This window comes from Actinomyces provencensis, assembly GCF_900155435.1.
Taxonomy (GTDB): domain Bacteria; phylum Actinomycetota; class Actinomycetes; order Actinomycetales; family Actinomycetaceae; genus Pauljensenia; species Pauljensenia provencensis.
The window spans coordinates 638699-655599 of record NZ_LT700212.1; the positions used below are offsets into that span (position 1 = coordinate 638699).

Below are 16901 nucleotides of genomic sequence, written 5' to 3' on the forward strand. Positions count from 1 at the left end.
GGGTGCTCATGGTGTCTCCTCGGGTTCGGTGGGGGTGGGGTGATCGGCGCCGGGAGTCCCGGGGACGGGGTCCCCGGGTGCCGTGGCCCCGGAGCCCGTCGCGCTGTCAGGGGGATCGACGAGGGCGGGGCCTCCGCGCCGCGTGGCCGTCCAGGCGGCGCGGCACATGGAGACCGCGAGCGCCACGACCAGCGCGTTGCGGGTGAGCATGACGACCGTGCCCAGCAGGAACGTCCACCCCGTGGAGCCGGAGTAGAGCCAACCGTAGGTGGTCGGGTACGACAACTGGGTGAGGAAGGCGGTGAGCACCAGCGTCGGTGCCCACCAGCCCGGCACCCGGCGTCCGCCCAGCGCGATCGCCGCTGCCGCCACCGGGACCAGCCACATGACGTACTGGGGGGAGAAGACCTTGTTGGTGGCCAGCAGGACGGCCACCACGGAGGAGGCCGCCAGGGCCACGGTCCGGGCGTGGGCACTGTGCGTGCGCCACGTGCGCACCGTGATGGCCACGACCCACCCCAGCAGCACCAGCTGCGCCAGTGATCCCAGCGTGAGTGTCGCGGAGACCCCCGGCCCGGAGAAGTCCCAGGAGTTGGCCTGCGACAGTTCCGCCGTCCACGTGGAGGGCGAGACGGTGCGCGCCAGCAGCACCCAGGACGCGAGGACGGACTCGACCTGCAGGCCACGTCCCGACTGCCACTCCAGGGGCGAGAACAGTCGGTCCCACCCGGCCACGGCCACCGAGACGGCGACGAGGGCGGCGCCGGTGGCCGTGAATGCGACGACCTCTCCGCGGCGGGTGGAGCGTCGACCCAGGACCAGCGGCCAGGTCACCACGGGCCACAGCTTGACGCCCGTGCCCAGCGCGACGGCCACGGACCACCCGCGTCCCCCGCGCGCCAGGCACACGCAGGCCAGGGCGAGGAGGGCTCCGGGCAGGAGGTCGAAGCGGTAGAAGGTGATGGGCCCCAGGGCTCCCAGGGCGAGCAGGAACACCACTGCGGCCCGGTTCCCGACACCACGTCCCGGCAGGGCCAGCAGGGCGGCGGTGGTGCCCGCCGCGACGGCGACGCCAGCTGCCACGAACAGGCGGAGGTAGGACTCCGGCGTGGACGCGACCAGGCTCGGGAGCCACAGGAGCAGGGCCACGGGTGTGGGGTACTCCCGCATGGCCTGCGCGAACCCGTTGGCTGACGCCCACTGCGCCCACTGCTGGTAGTAGGAGACGTCGTTCTCGACGGTCCCGCGGGGGGTGAGCAGATGGGCACCCAGCAGGGCGGTCACGGCGACGAGGGCGGCCCCGAGGACCTCCCGGTCCGGTCTGCCGGGCAGGTGGCGGCGCGCCCGTGACCCCGGTCGGTGCCCGGCGTGCTCCCGCACGTGCCCGTGGAGGGCTGGAGCAGTCCGGATCGGTGGGGCATCGGGCACGGCGCCATGTTATCGGAGACGCGACGCGGGGCCGCACCCCTCGGTGCGGCCCCGCGTCGACGTGCGTGGTGGAGGGTCACTCCTCCTCGGCAGGCTCCGCGCCCTCGGCGGGGGCCTCGCCCTCGGCGGCGACGGCGGACTCTGCCGGCTCCTCGGGCTCCTCCTGGACCTCCTGGATGGAGAGGATGTCCTGCTCGGGGTCGAGCTCGATCTCGACGCCCTCGGGCACGGGCAGGTCGGAGACCCGCAGGACCGCACCGATCTCGAGGCCCGTGATGTCGACCTCGATGCCCTCGGGGATCGAGGTGACGGGAGCCAGGACCGGGATCTCGAACTCCTCGACGTTGTGGACGGTGCCCGGGGTGGGCTCGCCGACGACCAGCAGCGGGACGGTCACCTGGACCTTCTCGCCGGCCTTGATGGCGAGCAGGTCCACGTGGAGGATCGCGCGGGAGACGGGGTGGCGCTGGATGTCCTTGACCAGGGCGAGCTGTTCCTCACCGTCGGCCTTCAGGGTGACGACGGCGTTCTTGTTGGAGCGCACCGTCAGGAACAGCTCGTGGGCGGGCAGGTCCAGGTGAATGGGGTCGGCACCGTGCCCGTAGACGACGGACGGGACGAGGCCCGCGCGGCGGGCGCGGCGGGCGGAGCCCTTGCCGAACTCGGTGCGGACGGTGGCGGTCAGGATGTTCTCGCTCATGGTGTCTCTCCTCGACAGTTGCGGTGGTCGTCCCGCTCCGGCGCAGGGAGGACCCCGACCGCGGTCGGGGAGCCCTGTCGATCACGGCAACGGCACGGGGCCGTCGCCCTCGCCGGAGCAACCCCGACAGTCTAGCGTGCAGGGACGCTCAGGCGACGCCGTCGAAGAGGGATGTGACGGATCCGTCCTCGAAGACCTCCTTGATCGCACGTGCCAGGAGCGGTGCGATCGGCAGGATGGTGAGGTTCGAGAACCGCTTCTCCGGCGTGATGGGAAGGGTGTCGGTGACGACCACCTCGGTGGCACCCACCTCGGCGAGCCGACGCGGAGCGGGGTCCGAGAGGACACCGTGCGTGGCTGCCACGATGACGGACTGGGCGCCCGCGTTGTAGAGGACCTTGACCGCCTCGGCGATGGTGCCACCGGTGTCGATGAGGTCGTCGACCAGGACGCACTGGCGCCCGGCGACGTCACCGACGACCCGGTTGGCGACGGCGACGTTGGGACGTGTCGTGTCGCGGGTCTTGTGGACGAAGGCCAGCGGGCAGTTGCCGAGCTTGGCCGCCCACTTCTCCGCGACCCGGATGCGTCCGGCGTCGGGTGACACGATGGTGACATTGGAGAGGTCGACGCGGCGGCGGACGTAGTCGACGAGGACGGGCATGGCCCAGAGGTGGTCCACGGGGCCGTCGAAGAAGCCCTGCTCCTGGGAGGCGTGCAGGTCGACGCTCATGACGCGGTCCGCACCGGCCGTCTTGTAGAGGTCGGCCACCAGGCGCGCCGAGATCGGCTCACGGCCCTGGTGCTTCTTGTCCTGGCGCGCGTAGGGATAGAAGGGAGCGACGGCAGTGATCCGCTTCGCGGAGGCGCGTTTGGCCGCATCGATCATGATGAGCTGCTCCATCAACCACTTGTTGATGGGTGAGGTGTGGGACTGGAGGACGAAGACGTCCGACCCACGCACCGACTCGTTGAAGCGGACGTAGATCTCGCCGTTGGCGAAGTCGTACGCGGTCGTGGAGGAGACCCCGCAGCCGAGTTCCTCCCCCACCTGGTTCGCCAGGTCGAGGTGCGCCCTGCCCGACACCAGGACCAGTCGCTTCTCGCCGCTCGTCACCAACCCGCTCATGCGGTCGTCCTTCCGCTCCGCCGCAGCGCCCGAGGGACTCGGTCAGGCACCCGTCACTGCCCGCCGAGGACGCTGAACGGCGCCCCCATCGTATCGGCTGGGATGTCGACATCCGCACCCCAGACCGCTGGCAGGGTGCATCCGGCACCAACCCGCGCGTCCCTCAGGGTCGTTCCGGGACCGATCTCACACCACTCACCGATCGTCGTGGCCCCCCTCAGGACCGTCGCAGGGTGGATCGTCGTGTCCCGGCCGATCTCGACGTCGACCTCGATCCACGTGCTCGTGGGGTCCACGATGGTGACCCCGGCACGCATGTGGGCCTCACAGGTGCGCCGGTTGAGCTCGGCCCCGAGCTCGGCCAGCTGGACCCGGTCGTTGCACCCCCGGGCCTGCCAGACGTCGGCGAGTTCCAGGGCACCGGCCCTGCGTCCTGCGGGTGCCGCAGCGGCGAGGACGTCGGTGAGGTAGACCTCACCCTGGTCGTTGTCGGTGCCGACCCGGGCCAGGGCGGAGACCAGGAAGCGGGCGTCGAAGGCGTAGATGCCCGCGTTGATCTCCGTGATGGCACGCTGTTCGGCCGTGGCATCGCGCTGCTCGACGATCGCGCTCACCCCACCCGTGACCCCGTCGCGGATGATCCGCCCGTACCCCGTCGGGTCCGGGACGCGCGTGGTGAGGACCGTGACGGCATTGCCCGCCTCCTCATGGACGCTGACGAGCTCCGCCAGGGTGTCCGACCCGAGCAGCGGCACGTCGCCGTAGGTGACCAGCAGCGTGCCGGAGACGTCCCCGACCGCCTCCTCCAGTGCCGCCAGTCCGCACTGCACGGCCCTGCCCGTGCCGGGCACCTCGTCCTGGTCCGCGATGAGGGTCCCGGGAGCGACCCGCGCGATCTCCGCTGCGACGATGTCACGCTGGTGGCGCACCACGGCGACGAGGTGGTGGGGACGGACACCCTCGGCCGCGCGCAGGGCGTGCCCGACGAGTGAGAGGCCGCCCAGGGGGTGGACGACCTTGGGGAGGTCGGAGCGCATCCGGGTCCCCTGGCCGGCAGCCAGGACGATGATGGCGACGGGCTGGGACACGGGTCCTCCGATCCTCGGTGCGGACTGACCGGCGCGGGGCCGGCTGTCCGGAGCGTGCTGGCCGGACGGTCGTCCGGATGGGCAGGAGGGGAAGCACCCGGCCTGCCGGGTGGACCCGCATCCGTACCCCTGGCTCCGCCCCCAGGATTCGAACCCGGACCCAGGGCACCAAAAACCCCTGTGCTGCCATTACACCAGGGCGGAAGGGCGCTCCGATTCTGCCACACTGGACACGCCTGACGGGACCGGCGTCGATCCCGGTCCACTACGGTGGGGCCATGGCCGAGAAGCGCACGCGGATGAGCGGGTTCGCCCGCAGGGAGCAGTTGGTGACAGTGGGGCGCTCCCTGTTCGCCTCCAAGGGGTTCGACTCGACGAGCGTGGAGGAGATCGCCTCGAAGGCCGGGGTCTCCAAGCCCGTGGTCTACGAGCACTTCGGAGGCAAGGAAGGCCTCTACGCGGTCGTGGTGGACAGGGAGGTCCAGCGTCTCGTCACCCAGCTCCAGGCCTCCCTGGAGTCCTCCGAGCATCCCCGCGAGATCCTCGAGAACGCCGCCCTGACGCTGCTGGACTACATCGAGGGCAACTCCGACGGGTTCCGGGTCCTGGTGCGCGACGCGCCCGATGACAGGACGTCCGGGTCGTTCTCCTCCGTGATCGGTGACGTCGCCGTCCAGGTCGAGCACCTCCTGGCCGACCAGTTCGAGAACTCCCACATGGACCCCACCTGGGCACCCCTGTACGCGCAGATGATGGTCGGACTCATCGCCCAGGTCGGCCAGTGGTGGTTGGACGAGAGGCGCATGCCCAAGGACGTCGTCGCCGCCCACGTGGTGAACCTGGTGTGGAACGGGATCCGCAACCTGCGCCCCGACCCCACGCTGCGGGTGCGTTCCTGAGGGAGCCCCGCCCCCTGCCCACGGCCCCCGGCTCACAACCCTCGGCCCCAGGTTCCCGGCCCACGCCTCACGTTGCGCGACCTCGTCCACCACGCCCGTCGTGACGGGGCTACCAGGAGCTCCCTCACACGTCCGGGGACCGGCCCCGAGCGGCAGCGACGGGGTCCCCGACGACTGTCCACCATCCGGTCATCACACGCGACCCCACCCGGAGCGGCTACTGTCGCTCATGAACTTGACGCGTTCTTGGTGTTCCCATGACTAGTGTTCAATGAGCACCCCGCCGGTACCAACCGGCGTCCTGGGACCACTCCGCGAATCGTCACCTCACACCGGGAGGTCGCCCATGGAACCAACCGTCCGACAGCAACCACGCCTGCGCCGCTTCCTCGCGGCCCTCGGCGTCGCGCTGGCCGCACTGCTCCTGTGCACGCCGGCCCACGCGGCCGACGACATCATCAAGGTGACTGTCACCAACGACGACCAGCCGGTGGTCGGTGCGACGGTTCTGGTCACCGGGGACTCCACGGACGCGAGCGCCACCACCGACGACTCCGGCGTCGCAGAGGTGCCCGTCACGGGGACCGGCGTCTACGAGATCACCGTCGATGCCTCGGGGCTCCCCTCCGGTGTCACGCCACCCGACACACCCCTGAGCTACTCGAAGCTCTCCGGGGGCACCTCCTACGCCGCCCTCAAGCTCGGCGAGGCGGGCGCCGCCTCCCCGACGGCCTCCTCCGCCTCCCCGTCCTCGCCCGCCTCGCCCACGACCGCGGCGACCACCGGGACCGACACGAGCGGGACCTCGGTCACCGGCGATCCGGACGGGACGACGGGCTCGTTCAGCCACCAGTTCGCCATGAAGATGGTGCGCGGCACCGTGTTCGGCCTGATCCTCGCACTGGCTGCCATCGGTGTGTCGCTGATCTACGGCACCACCGGCCTGAACAACTTCGCCCACGGCGAGCTCGTGACCTTCGGTGGCTTCGTGGCCTACTTCGCGATGACGACGCTGGGCCTCAACGGCTGGATCGCCCTGGTGCTCTCGCTGGTCCTGGGCGCCGGGTTCGGCCTCGCCCAGAATGCCGTCATCTGGCACCCACTGCGGAAGAGACGGGTCGGACTGATCCAGATCATGATCGTCTCCATCGGCCTCGCACTGTTCCTGCGCTACCTCTTCGCGTTCTTCTTCGGTCCCAACCGCCTGGTCATGCCGCAGTCCTTCGATGCGGTCCTGTCCCCCTTCGGCATCCCCCTGGGGTACTGGGACGTGTGGGGATCGGTGATCTGCGTGGTGCTGCTGGCGATCGTCGTGTGGATCCTCGGGTGGACACGCCTGGGCAAGTCGATCCGTGCGGTGGCCGACAACAAGCTGCTCGCCGCCACGACCGGCATCCACGTGGAGCGCGTGATCCGGGTCGTGTGGGTCGGGGGCGCCGCGCTGGCAGCGGTGTCCGGCGTGCTCGTCGCCTTCTACCAGACGCTGAGCTTCCAGTCCGGGGCCCAGATCCTGCTGCTGATCTTCGCGGCGGTGACCCTGGGTGGTCTGGGGTCGGCCTACGGAGCGCTCGTGGGGGCACTCCTGCTGAGTTGGTTCATCGAGTTGTCGACCTTCTTCATCCCGAGCTCGATGAAGATCGTCGCCGCCATGATCGTCATGATCGTCATCCTGCTCGTGCGACCCCAGGGCATCCTGGGCCGCAAGCAACGGATCGGCTGAGGGAAGGACCTGGGAAATGGGAAACTGGAACTTCCTGCTCGTGGCAGCGGGGGAACTCTTCACCCCGCAGACCGCGGCCTATGCACTGGCCACGCTCGGACTCGCCGTCCACTTCGGCTACACGGGCCTGTTGAACTTCGGCCAGGCCGGCTTCATGGCGGTGGGCGGGTACGCCTTCGCCATCTCGGCCTCCGCGTTCGGACTGCCCTTCTGGGCCTGTGTGCTCGCCGCGGTGATGGGATCGACGATCCTCGCACTGCTCCTGGGCATCCCGACGCTGCGACTGCGCGCCGACTACCTCTCCATCGTCACCATCGGCACCGCCGAGATCGTCCGACTGGTGGTGCGCTCCCCCGAGCTGGAGCCCTGGACCGGGGGCTCGACGGGCATCAACCGCTCCGGCGCGGACTTCTTCGCGGCCAACCCGCTGCCCGATGACTTCTCCTGGACCATGGGCACCATCCGCTACGACGCGGACGCCATCTGGGTGCGCCTGGTGGCATGGACGGTCGTCCTGCTGGCGGCCCTGTTCATCTGGCGCCTCATGAACAGCCCGTGGGGTCGCGTGGTCAAGGGCATCCGGGAGAACGAGGACGCCGTGCGGGCGCTGGGCAAGAACGTCTTCTCCTACAAGATGCAGGTCCTGGTCATCGGCGGCGTGCTGGCCGGGGTGGGGACGATCTTCGCGATCATGCCCACGTCCCTGCAACCCGACAACTACGGCACGCAGACGACGTTCTTCCTGTGGGCGATCCTCCTGCTGGGCGGTGCGGCCACGGTCATGGGGCCCATCATCGGATCCATGATCTTCTGGTCGCTGCTCGCCCTCACCGACGGCTTCGTCTCCCTGGGTGTGAACTCGGGCGTCCTGCCGATCACCACGCTCCAGTCCGGCCAGGTGCGCTACATGCTGGTCGGCCTCGCACTCATGCTCCTGGTGGTCTTCCGCCCCCAGGGGATCTTCGGAAGGAAGTCGGAGGTCAAGTTCAATGCCTGACGTCACCGGTCCCGTCCCTCCCGTCCAGCCGGACGACCCGACACCTGCGGAGGTGGAGGCTCCCACCACTCGCCTGGAGGACCCCGCCGCCGCGGCGCCCGATGCGCCGGTCGAGGCCCCCACCCCTCCGGCCGACCCCGCCTACCCCCTTCCGGACCCCCTCTGGAAGGACGCCCCGGGACCCGGGTGCGCCAAGGTCGACCCCATCGTCGTGGCGGACGCGGTCACCAAGACCTTCGGCGGACTCACCGCCGTCGACGTGGAGCACCTTGAGGTCCCCCGCCACGCCATCACCGCACTGATCGGCCCCAACGGCGCCGGCAAGACGACCTTCTTCAACCTGCTCACGGGATTCGACAAGCCCGACCGCGGGTACTGGGAGTTCAACGGCACAGGCATCGCCGGGGTCCCTGCCTGGAAGATCTCCCGCATGGGCCAGGTCCGCACCTTCCAGCTCACGAAGGCATTCGGTGGGCTCACGGTCCTGGACTCGATGAAGCTCGGGGCACGGGACCAGAGGGGCGAACACTTCTGGTCCGCCCTCGTCCCCCCCTCGTGGCGTCCCCAGGAACGAGAGATCGAGGAACGCGCGCTGCACCTGCTCAACGAGTTCAAGCTCTACGAGAAGCGCAACGACATGGCATTGTCCATGTCAGGTGGCCAACGCAAGCTCCTGGAGATGGCGCGCGCACTGATGTCCGCACCGCAGCTGGTCATGCTCGACGAGCCCATGGCCGGGGTCAACCCCGCGCTCACCCAGTCCCTGCTCGGACACATCGTTCGGCTCAAGGAAGAGGGCATGAGCGTCGTCTTCGTCGAGCACGACATGCACATGGTCCAGGCGATCGCCGACTGGGTGGTGGTGATGGCCGAGGGACACATCGTCGCCGAGGGTGTGCCCGCGGAGGTCATGCGGGACCAGGTGGTCGTGGACGCCTATCTCGGCGCCAACATGGACCGCGACCTCCACGAGGTGGTCCAGGACATCCGGGCCGAGTACGCCGCCAGCCACCCGACGGGAGGGGACCAGCATGAGTGAGCACGTCCTGGAGACCATCGACCTGGTCGCGGGGTACGTCCCCGGGGTCGACATCCTCAACGGCACCAACTCCTTCGTCGACAAGGGCGAGCTGGTGGGCATCATCGGCCCCAACGGTGCCGGGAAGTCAACCCTGCTCAAGGCCATCTTCGGCCTGGTGTCCATCCGCTCGGGCTCTGTGGTGCTCAACGGGGAGGACATCACCGGGCTGCGCGCCAACAAGCTCGTGACCAAGGGCGTGGGCTTCGTCCCCCAGACGGAGAACGTCTTCGAGGCGCTGACCATCGCGGAGAACCTCGAGATGGGCTGCTACCAGAAGCCGGAGCTCCTGGACACGCGCCTGGACTTCGTCATCGACCTCTTCCCCGAGCTCAAGAAGCGCCTCGGCCAGAAGGCCGGGTCGCTCTCGGGCGGCGAACGCCAGATGGTCGCCATGTCGCGCGCCCTGATGATGGACCCGCACGTGCTGCTGCTCGACGAGCCCTCCGCGGGACTCTCGCCCGTGCGGCAGGACGAGACGTTCATCAACGTCGCCCGCATCAACGCCGCTGGCGTGTCGGTGATGATGGTCGAGCAGAACGCCCGGCGCTGCCTCCAGATCTGCGACCGTGCCTACGTCCTCGACATGGGCCGCGACGCCTACGTCGGCACGGGGCGGGACCTGTTGGAGGACCCGAAGGTCATCCACCTCTACCTGGGGACACTCGCCGAGGACCACCACGCGGGCTGAGGCCGGAGTCGACTGAGGCGGTCCCCCGGGCGGACGCGCAGGTCGGGGGTCCGTACCTCCGTTCTGCGGTCCCGACCCGGGCCGGGGCCGCGCCGGACCGTGAGCTCCCGTGACGGCTCCCACTGCTCCCCGCGAACACGAACCCCGATCCGGATGCCACACGCGGATCGGGGTTCCGCCTGCGTGGGACGGGCCCGGTCATCCTCACCGGGAGGGACACACCTGTCACCATGCCTGCACCCACAGGCACTGCGGGCAGCAACACCCACCATCGGCCTCACGGCCCGGAACACCAGCCAGGGACGGGCCCCACAGCACCCGTGACGTCGACACCCCCCACACCGACCGACACCCACGCCCGCCCCCACGGCCCGGAGCACCCAGGTCCGGTCCCCCGCGACACCCGTGACGTCGGCACCCAGTGCACCGACCGACACCCACGCCCGCCCCCACGGCCCGGAACACCCAGGTCCGGTCCCCCGGCGACACCCGTGACGTCGGCACCCAGTGCACCGACCGACACCGACGCTCGACCCCACGCACGACGGAGGGGCCGGGACGACCTCTCGGTCGTCCCGGCCCCTGCCGTCCGGTGACGGGCTCGCTCAGGAGAGCTTGCCGCTCACCCCATCGACCCACTCGGACTCGTTGCCGGTGGAGTACTTGAAGATGGAGATCGTCGCCTCGGTGACGTCACCCTTGTCGGAGAAGGTGATCGGACCGGACAGACCGTCGTAGTCGATGTCCGTCCCGGCAGCGATCAGATCCGCGCAGTCGGCATAGGTGGTGCACTTGGTGCCGTCCTCGGAGACGGACTGGAGGTTGTCCCGGATCGTGGCGCCATCCGTCGCCCCACCCTGCAGTGCTGCCAGCGCCAGGAGGACCGTGGCGTCGTAGGACTCGGCCGCGTAGCTGAAGGTCGTCAGCTCCGGGGAACCCTGGGACTTGACCATCTCCTGGAGCTGGGCCTGGAAGTCCTCCGGGGCCTTGACGCCGGGCACCGTGAACTGGGCACCGGCAATGTCGGGCTGGTCCCCGGGCTGCATGAGCCCGTAGTTGCCGTCAGTGCCGTACACGTTCGCGAAGTCGTAGCCGGCGGTCGCGATGTTGGAGAAGATGACCTTCGACTCCTCGAAGCCGATGACGACCAGCGCATCGGGATCGCTCCCCAGGACCTGGCCGATCTCGGACGTGAAGTTCGAGGCAGCCGGATCGTAGGTGACATCTGCGGCGACCGTGACGCCGGCGGCGTCCAGGGTCTTCTTGAGATTGTCCGCCAGACCGATCCCGTAGGGGTCGTTCATGTAGAGGATCGCGACGTTCGTCTTGCCGTCCTCGATGATCTTGTTGCCCAGGATCTGCCCCTGGAGCACGTCGGACGGCGCGGTGCGCCAGAAGAACCCGTTGTCGTCGTAGTCCGTGAAGTCCGGGGAGGTGTTCGCCGGGGAGATCTGCACGACGCCGGCGGAGGTGATCTGGTCGATGATCGTCATCGACACACCGGAGGAGGCTGCACCGACGATGCCGGACACACCCTGGGAGATCAGCGAGGTCGCCGACTGGGTGGCGATGTTCGTCGTGGTGTCACCGGAGTCCGTGTGGGTGACGGTGGCGGTCAGCCCTGCGGCGGCATCGTTGATGTCCTTGATGGCGAGATCGACACCGGCGATCTCGGGCGGGCCAAGCGTCGCGAGCGAGCCGGTCTGGGGAAGGATCGACCCGACCTTGAGGTCGAGACCGTCACCAGCTGCACCCGACTCACCGGAGGCTCCCGACGCGGAGTCGGAACCACCGGAGCACGCGCTCAGCGCCAGGGCTGCCGCTGCTCCGACGGCACAGTACGAGAGGAAGGTCGCGCGGGTTCCGCGCATTGATCGGTGTGATGCCATGTCAACTCCTGGGGGTCAGTCCGGCAGGCTCAGACACTTGACTGTGTCTTGACCGAAAGGATAGGCATGTGTTGACACGCCGACAAATATGCTTGGGAAATGTCCACATGTCGGAGCCCCTCCTCCCGGGAAGCTCTCTCGACATCGAGTATCTTGGTGTCATGGAATCGCCCGGACAGGACGAGGTGGACCGCATCGTGGCGGCCTGGCAGGTGGAGCGCCCCGACCTCGACACCTCACCGATGCTGGTGCTCTCACGGGTGACGCGCCTCGCGCGTCGCCTCGACCTTGAGCGCCGTTCGTCCTTCTCCGACCAGGCCCTGGAGCCGTGGGAGTTCGACGTCCTCTCCTCCCTCCGCCGTGCAGGGGCGCCCTACTCCCAGACCCCCGGGGCCCTCATGAACGAGCTCCTCGTCTCCTCGGGCACCATGACCAACCGCATCGACCGCCTCGAGCGCGCCGGCCTCGTCGTCCGCTCCCCCGCACCCGGGGACCGCAGGGCCGTCCTCGTCACCCTCACCCCCTCGGGCAAGCAACGCGTGGACGACGCCCTGATCTCCCTGCTGGAGTGCGAACGTCGGATCCTCGCCCCCCTCGACGAGGGCGCCGCCCAGGCACTGGGCGACCTCCTGAGACCCCTCCTGCTACCGTTCGAGACAGACTGACTCGACGAAGGGACTGCCCCATGACCTCGACGGATCCGACCTCGCCCGATCCCTCGGGCACTGCGGAACCGACTGCCGCCCGGCCCACGGACAGCCCCGGAGCGGTGCCTGAAGCCCCGGTCCACACCGGGACGGCTCCCGCCCTGGCACTGCGTGGACTCGTCAAGGTCTACGGGAACCTCGTGGCGGTCGGTGACCTCTCCCTGGACATCCCCACCGGGTCCTTCTACGGGATCGTGGGTCCCAACGGTGCGGGAAAGACGACCATGCTCACCATGGCCACCGGTCTCCTCACCCCCGACCGTGGCACGGCCTTCGTCCACGGCGTCGACATCTGGGGCGACCCGGCCCGCGCCAAGGCACGCCTGGGCGTCATGCCCGACGGGATGCGTCTCCTCGACAAGCTCTCCGGGCCCGACTTCCTCACCCACGTCGCCATGTTGCGGGGCCTGGACCGCGACACTGCCCGCACCCGCGCGGGCGAACTGCTGGAGGTCCTGGACCTGGCCGACGCCGGGCGCAAGCTCATCGCCGACTACTCCGCCGGCATGACGAAGAAGGTGGCGCTGGGTGCCGCCCTCATCCACGGGCCCTCCGTCGTCGTCCTCGACGAGCCCTTCGAGTCCGTCGACCCGGTCTCCTCGGCCAACATCCGCCAGATCCTCCAGGACTTCGTCGCCGGGGGCGGCACCGTCATCCTCTCCAGCCACGTCATGGCCACCGTCCAGAAGCTGTGCACGCACGTGGCGGTGATCAACCACGGTCGCGTCCTGGTGGCGGGGACCACCGCACAGGTCGCCGACGGCATGGACCTCGATGACCGCTTCACGCAGCTGGTGGGCGGTCGCCGCTCCGACGAGGGGCTGACGTGGTTGCACAACTGATCCGCCTCAAGGCCCGCGTCACCTGGAACTCCCTGACCCGCCAGGTCTGGGTCCTCGTCCTGTCCATCCTCGGCATCCTCTACGGCCTGGGCGTGGTCGCCGGAATCGCCCTCGGGGCGATCGCCGCAACCGTGTCGGGCCACCTCGACATCGTCGCCCCCCTGCTCGTGGTGCTCGGAGCCCTGCTGGTGCTCGGCTGGATCATGGTGCCCGTCGTCTTCGCCTCGATGGACAACACCCTGGACCCGCGCCGTTTCGCTCCCTACGTCGGGCCCACCCGCTCGTTCGCCCTCGGCCTGGTGGCCGCCACCCCGGTGGGGATCTCCGGTGCCTTCACCACGGTGGTCGCCCTCGTGCCGGTGGCGGTCTGGTTGGCGGGCGGCGATCCCCTGGCCGCCCTCGTCGCCCTGGTGGGAACCCTCCTGGCGCTGGCCACCTCCTTCCTCTGGGCCCGCGTCGCCTCCACGTGGCTCGGCATCCGCGCGACCTCGACGGCGGGGCGGCGCGACCTCATGAGCGTCCTGGCCACCCTCCTCTTCATCGCCGTACTCGCCCCGATGGGCATCTGGATCAACCTCCTCACCCAGAACTTCGACGCGGACTACGTCCACTCCGTCGCCGACCTCGTCGCCTGGTCACCCTTCGGCGCGCCCTGGGCCCTGGCCGGCGCGGTCCACTCCGGGGCCTGGGGGACGGCCCTGGTCCGGCTCGTCGTCACCGGGGCCTTCCTCGCCCTGGGGTGGTGGCTGTGGCTGCGGGTGCTGCCCGCCGCCATGTGCGGCACCGCCCACCGGCTCTCCCCTGCCTCAGTGGAGGCAGTCGCACAGGGGCGCGCCCTCGTCGATCCCGCCGCTGCCTCGGACGCCCCGCACCCAGCTGCTGCGGACGACCACGGGTCGGGTCCCACCGGCGCGGCACGCAACGGCCTCGCCGGGGTGGAGCGGTGGCAGCGCCTCGGTCTGGGCGCACCCGCCGCCTCGCTGGCCGAGCGCACCCAGCGCTACTGGCTGCGCGACCCGCGCCTGTCCACCTCGCTGCTGTCCTCCCTGATCTTCCCCGCGATGGCCGTCTTCTGGACGCGTTTCTCCTTCGGGGACGAGGGCGGCCCCGGGATCGGCATGTCCGTGTTCTTCATGCTCATGCTCCCGCTGATCATCGGGCAGGTCGCCGGATCCCTGCTCCAGTACGACTCCACCGCCTTCTGGTTGCTGGTGGCCAGTGGGATCCGGGGCCGATCGGAGCGCCTGGGTCGTCTGGTCGGATCGCTGCCCCTGTGCCTGGGGGTGCTGGTGCTCTCCTGCGTGGCATTCGGGACGTTCTCCACGATCAGCACGGATGCGGCGTGGCTGCTGGGTGCCGGGGTGCTCGTGGTCTTCAGCGCGGCCGCGGGGGTCGCCATGGTCATCGGGGCGCGCTGGGTCTACCCCGTCCAACCCCCGGGGGCCTCGCCGATGTCCACGAAGGGCACGGGTCAGTTCCTCACCACGATGATCATCCAGTCCCTGCAGTGGGTGCTCGCCTTCGTGGCGGCGGCCCCTGCGGGAGCCGTGCTGCTGTGGGCACAATTCGGGTCCACCGTGCCCCTGGCCGTGGCGTGTGCGCTGGCGGTGGTCTGGTCGGTCGTCCTGCTGGTGGCCGCCGTACTGGTGGGCGGCCGTGTCTGGGACGCCTCCGACGTGGGGGTCCTCTCCAAGATCCGGGCCTGGCCCGGGCACGGCTCCGCCGCCTGAGGGGGGCGGGCCCCGCCGCGCTCAGTCGAGCTGCTCGGCAGCCTCCAGCCAGGCCGTCTCGGCCTCGTCGACCTCGTCCGCCACCCGGGCCAGCTCGGCGGAGAGATCGGTGAGGACCTGCACTTGGGTGGGGTCCTCGGCCACGGCCTCCGAGGCCCGGGCCAACCCCGCCTCGAGCTCGGTCCTGCGCGCGCGCAGTCTCCCCAGCTTGCGTTCGATGCGGTCAGCATCCTTCTTGGCGGTACGCCGCGCGGCGGAGTCCGAGGGCTCCGACGGGGCCGCCGCAGGGACGCCCGGACCCGCCGGTGACCCGCCCTCACGGGAGCCCACGCCACGACCGGTGCCCCCGGCATGACCCGCGCCACCCTCCTCACGCAGCTCCAGGTACTGCTCGACGCCGCCGGGCAGCGCCCGCACGGTCCCGTCGCCCAGCAGGGCGACCTGGTGGTCGGTGACGCGCTCGAGGAGGTAGCGGTCGTGGGAGACGACCACGAGGGTGCCGGGGAACGTGTCGAGCAGGTCCTCCATGGAGGCCAGGGTGTCGATGTCGAGGTCGTTGGTGGGCTCGTCCAGGAGCAGGACGTTGGGTTCCGACATCAGCAGCCGCATGAGCTGGAGACGGCGCCGCTCCCCACCCGAGATCTCCGGGATGCGCGTCCAGGCGCGCTCCCGCGTGAAGCCCATGCGCTCCGTCATCTGGGCGGCGGTGACCTCCTTGCCGCCGACGACCACGACGTGGGCGACCTCGTCCACCGCCTCGACGACACGCATGTCACCGAGCGCGTCGAGTTCGTGGGTGTCCTGGGACAGGGTCGCGACCTGGACCGTCTTGCCTCGGCGCACCCGCCCGGAGGTGGGCTCCAGGTCCCCGCGCAGCAGGTTGAGCAGAGTCGTCTTGCCGGCGCCGTTGACCCCGACCACGCCGACGCGCTCGCCCGGTGCCAACCGCCAGGTGACGTGGTCCAGGACCCTGTTGACGGAGCCGTCGGGCCGCGTGAAGTCCAGGGTGACGTCCTCCAGGTCCAGGACCTGCTTGCCCAGCCGGCTCGTGGCCATCCGCACCAGCTCGACGGTGTCGCGCGGCGGTGGCACGTCGGCGATGAGCGCCTCGGCCACATCGATGTGGAACTTCGGCTTCGAGGTGCGCGCGGGCGCGCCGCGCCTCAGCCAGGCGAGTTCCTTGACGAGCAGGTTCGCACGCTTCTGCGCGGCGACGTCGGCCTGGCGCAGTCGCTCGGTGCGCGCCAGGGTGTAGGCGGCGTAGGAGCCGTCGTAGACCTCCACGTGGCCGGGGATCTGGGGGCGGTCGCCGCCGGGGTCGATGCCGGGCACGACCTCCCAGATGTGTTCGCACACCGCGTCCAGGAACCAGCGGTCGTGGGTGACGGCCAGCAGGGCGCCCCGCGCACCGGGCCGGGCGAAGCGGTCCCTGAGGTGCTGGGCCAGCCAGGCCACGCCCTCGACGTCGAGGTGGTTGGTGGGCTCGTCCAGGGCGACCACGTCCGACTCGGCGCTCAGGACGCGCGCGAGGGCCACGCGCCGTCGCTGGCCACCCGAGAGCGTCCCCACCCGGGCGTCGAGGTCGATGTCCGCCAGCAGCCCGGCGTGCACGTCGCGGATGCGGGCGTCCGAGGCCCACACGTGTTCCTCCGTGCCGGGGTGCACGGACTCCACGACGGTGGCGGCCGGGTCGAGGCGGTCCACCTGGTCCAGGACCACCACGCGCAGCCCGTCACGGCGGATGACGCTGCCGTCGTCGGGCTGTTGGGTGCCGGCGACGAGGCGCAGCAGGGTGGACTTCCCCGCGCCGTTGGGTCCGAGGATCCCGACCCGGGACCCGTCCTCCACCCCCACGGTGACGTCGGAGAGCAGTTGACGGGATCCCGCCAACGCCCCCAGTGCCCGGGTGCCCAGCAGGTGCGCCATCAGTACTTCCCTTCCCGGGGCAGGTGCCCCGACCCGGCACCCGTGTGGGGTTCCAGGTGTGCGCCCGCGGCGGGTCC

The 16901-nt window shown here is 70.1% G+C and carries 14 protein-coding genes and 1 tRNA gene; 8 read left to right on the forward strand and 7 right to left on the reverse strand.

All coding sequences use genetic code 11. The annotated features are described in order from the left end of the window. Positions 1-6 precede the first annotated feature (6 nt). The 5 genes from BQ9890_RS02715 to BQ9890_RS02735 form a co-directional block, all read right to left on the reverse strand. Positions 7-1428, reverse strand: coding sequence for a glycosyltransferase 87 family protein (locus tag BQ9890_RS02715; RefSeq protein WP_143226214.1), 1422 nt, complete (start codon positions 1426-1428; stop codon positions 7-9). 76 nt (positions 1429-1504) lie between these two features. Continuing rightward, the gene (locus BQ9890_RS02720; protein ID WP_075889176.1) at positions 1505-2128 is read right to left on the reverse strand and encodes a 50S ribosomal protein L25/general stress protein Ctc; all 624 of its coding nucleotides are present in this window, start codon (positions 2126-2128) and stop codon (positions 1505-1507) included. Positions 2129-2276: 148 nt separating this feature from the next. Further along, complete coding sequence (locus BQ9890_RS02725; RefSeq protein ID WP_075889178.1) at positions 2277-3257, reverse strand: ribose-phosphate diphosphokinase; 981 nt, start codon at positions 3255-3257, stop codon at positions 2277-2279. Between the two features lie 53 nt (positions 3258-3310). Continuing rightward, entirely contained in the window at positions 3311-4345 is a 1035-nt protein-coding gene (locus BQ9890_RS02730) for a bifunctional UDP-N-acetylglucosamine diphosphorylase/glucosamine-1-phosphate N-acetyltransferase GlmU (RefSeq protein WP_075889180.1), read from the reverse strand. Between the two features lie 130 nt (positions 4346-4475). After that, a tRNA-Gln gene (locus BQ9890_RS02735) sits at positions 4476-4549 on the reverse strand. A 74-nt stretch (positions 4550-4623) separates the two neighbouring features. Here BQ9890_RS02735 and BQ9890_RS02740 point away from each other — a divergent pair. The 5 genes from BQ9890_RS02740 to BQ9890_RS02760 all read left to right on the forward strand — a co-directional run bounded on the left by BQ9890_RS02740 (position 4624) and on the right by BQ9890_RS02760 (position 9730). Continuing rightward, the gene (locus tag BQ9890_RS02740) at positions 4624-5244 is read left to right on the forward strand and encodes a TetR/AcrR family transcriptional regulator (RefSeq protein ID WP_043535890.1); all 621 of its coding nucleotides are present in this window, start codon (positions 4624-4626) and stop codon (positions 5242-5244) included. 346 nt (positions 5245-5590) lie between these two features. Further along, the gene (locus BQ9890_RS15600; RefSeq protein WP_075889182.1) at positions 5591-6964 is read left to right on the forward strand and encodes an ABC transporter permease subunit; all 1374 of its coding nucleotides are present in this window, start codon (positions 5591-5593) and stop codon (positions 6962-6964) included. A gap of 16 nt (positions 6965-6980) precedes the next feature. Then, a complete protein-coding gene (locus BQ9890_RS02750) occupies positions 6981-7961 on the forward strand; it encodes a branched-chain amino acid ABC transporter permease (RefSeq protein ID WP_075889184.1) in 981 nt (326 codons plus the stop codon). Next, the gene (locus BQ9890_RS02755; RefSeq protein WP_078062188.1) at positions 7954-9000 is read left to right on the forward strand and encodes an ABC transporter ATP-binding protein; all 1047 of its coding nucleotides are present in this window, start codon (positions 7954-7956) and stop codon (positions 8998-9000) included. Before BQ9890_RS02750 ends, BQ9890_RS02755 begins: the two co-directional genes overlap by 8 nt. Next, entirely contained in the window at positions 8993-9730 is a 738-nt protein-coding gene (locus BQ9890_RS02760; protein WP_075889186.1) for an ABC transporter ATP-binding protein, read from the forward strand. Before BQ9890_RS02755 ends, BQ9890_RS02760 begins: the two co-directional genes overlap by 8 nt. Before the next feature lie 605 nt (positions 9731-10335). Here the strand turns inward: BQ9890_RS02760 and BQ9890_RS02765 are convergent. Next, positions 10336-11601, reverse strand: coding sequence for an ABC transporter substrate-binding protein (locus tag BQ9890_RS02765; RefSeq protein ID WP_143226215.1), 1266 nt, complete (start codon positions 11599-11601; stop codon positions 10336-10338). A 179-nt stretch (positions 11602-11780) separates the two neighbouring features. On the opposite strand from BQ9890_RS02765, the gene BQ9890_RS02770 reads away from it, so the two are divergent. From BQ9890_RS02770 to BQ9890_RS02780, 3 genes are read left to right on the forward strand one after another with little or no spacing between them, the layout of a single operon-like run. Then, entirely contained in the window at positions 11781-12284 is a 504-nt protein-coding gene (locus tag BQ9890_RS02770) for a MarR family winged helix-turn-helix transcriptional regulator (protein ID WP_075892605.1), read from the forward strand. A gap of 20 nt (positions 12285-12304) precedes the next feature. Continuing rightward, complete coding sequence (locus BQ9890_RS02775) at positions 12305-13168, forward strand: ABC transporter ATP-binding protein (RefSeq protein ID WP_078062190.1); 864 nt, start codon at positions 12305-12307, stop codon at positions 13166-13168. Further along, complete coding sequence (locus tag BQ9890_RS02780) at positions 13153-14898, forward strand: hypothetical protein (protein ID WP_075889189.1); 1746 nt, start codon at positions 13153-13155, stop codon at positions 14896-14898. Before BQ9890_RS02775 ends, BQ9890_RS02780 begins: the two co-directional genes overlap by 16 nt. Positions 14899-14919: 21 nt before the next feature. Here the strand turns inward: BQ9890_RS02780 and BQ9890_RS02785 are convergent, their stop codons facing one another. Further along, positions 14920-16824, reverse strand: a complete 1905-nt coding sequence (locus BQ9890_RS02785) for an ABC-F family ATP-binding cassette domain-containing protein (protein ID WP_075889191.1) — start codon at positions 16822-16824, stop codon at positions 14920-14922. Positions 16825-16901: the final 77 nt, after the last annotated feature.

What these genes read in the sequence shown, in the direction of transcription:
- BQ9890_RS02720 (WP_075889176.1), bottom strand. Translation starts at nt 2,128, where the DNA reads ATGAGCGAGAACATCCTGACCGCCACCGTCCGCACCGAGTTCGGCAAG.
- BQ9890_RS02725 (WP_075889178.1), bottom strand. Translation starts at nt 3,257, where the DNA reads ATGAGCGGGTTGGTGACGAGCGGCGAGAAGCGACTGGTCCTGGTGTCG.
- BQ9890_RS02740 (WP_043535890.1), top strand. Translation starts at nt 4,624, where the DNA reads ATGGCCGAGAAGCGCACGCGGATGAGCGGGTTCGCCCGCAGGGAGCAG.
- BQ9890_RS15600 (WP_075889182.1), top strand. Translation starts at nt 5,591, where the DNA reads ATGGAACCAACCGTCCGACAGCAACCACGCCTGCGCCGCTTCCTCGCG.
- BQ9890_RS02750 (WP_075889184.1), top strand. Translation starts at nt 6,981, where the DNA reads ATGGGAAACTGGAACTTCCTGCTCGTGGCAGCGGGGGAACTCTTCACC.
- BQ9890_RS02755 (WP_078062188.1), top strand. Translation starts at nt 7,954, where the DNA reads ATGCCTGACGTCACCGGTCCCGTCCCTCCCGTCCAGCCGGACGACCCG.
- BQ9890_RS02760 (WP_075889186.1), top strand. Translation starts at nt 8,993, where the DNA reads ATGAGTGAGCACGTCCTGGAGACCATCGACCTGGTCGCGGGGTACGTC.
- BQ9890_RS02765 (WP_143226215.1), bottom strand. Translation starts at nt 11,601, where the DNA reads ATGCGCGGAACCCGCGCGACCTTCCTCTCGTACTGTGCCGTCGGAGCA.
- BQ9890_RS02770 (WP_075892605.1), top strand. Translation starts at nt 11,781, where the DNA reads ATGGAATCGCCCGGACAGGACGAGGTGGACCGCATCGTGGCGGCCTGG.
- BQ9890_RS02775 (WP_078062190.1), top strand. Translation starts at nt 12,305, where the DNA reads ATGACCTCGACGGATCCGACCTCGCCCGATCCCTCGGGCACTGCGGAA.
- BQ9890_RS02785 (WP_075889191.1), bottom strand. Translation starts at nt 16,824, where the DNA reads ATGGCGCACCTGCTGGGCACCCGGGCACTGGGGGCGTTGGCGGGATCC.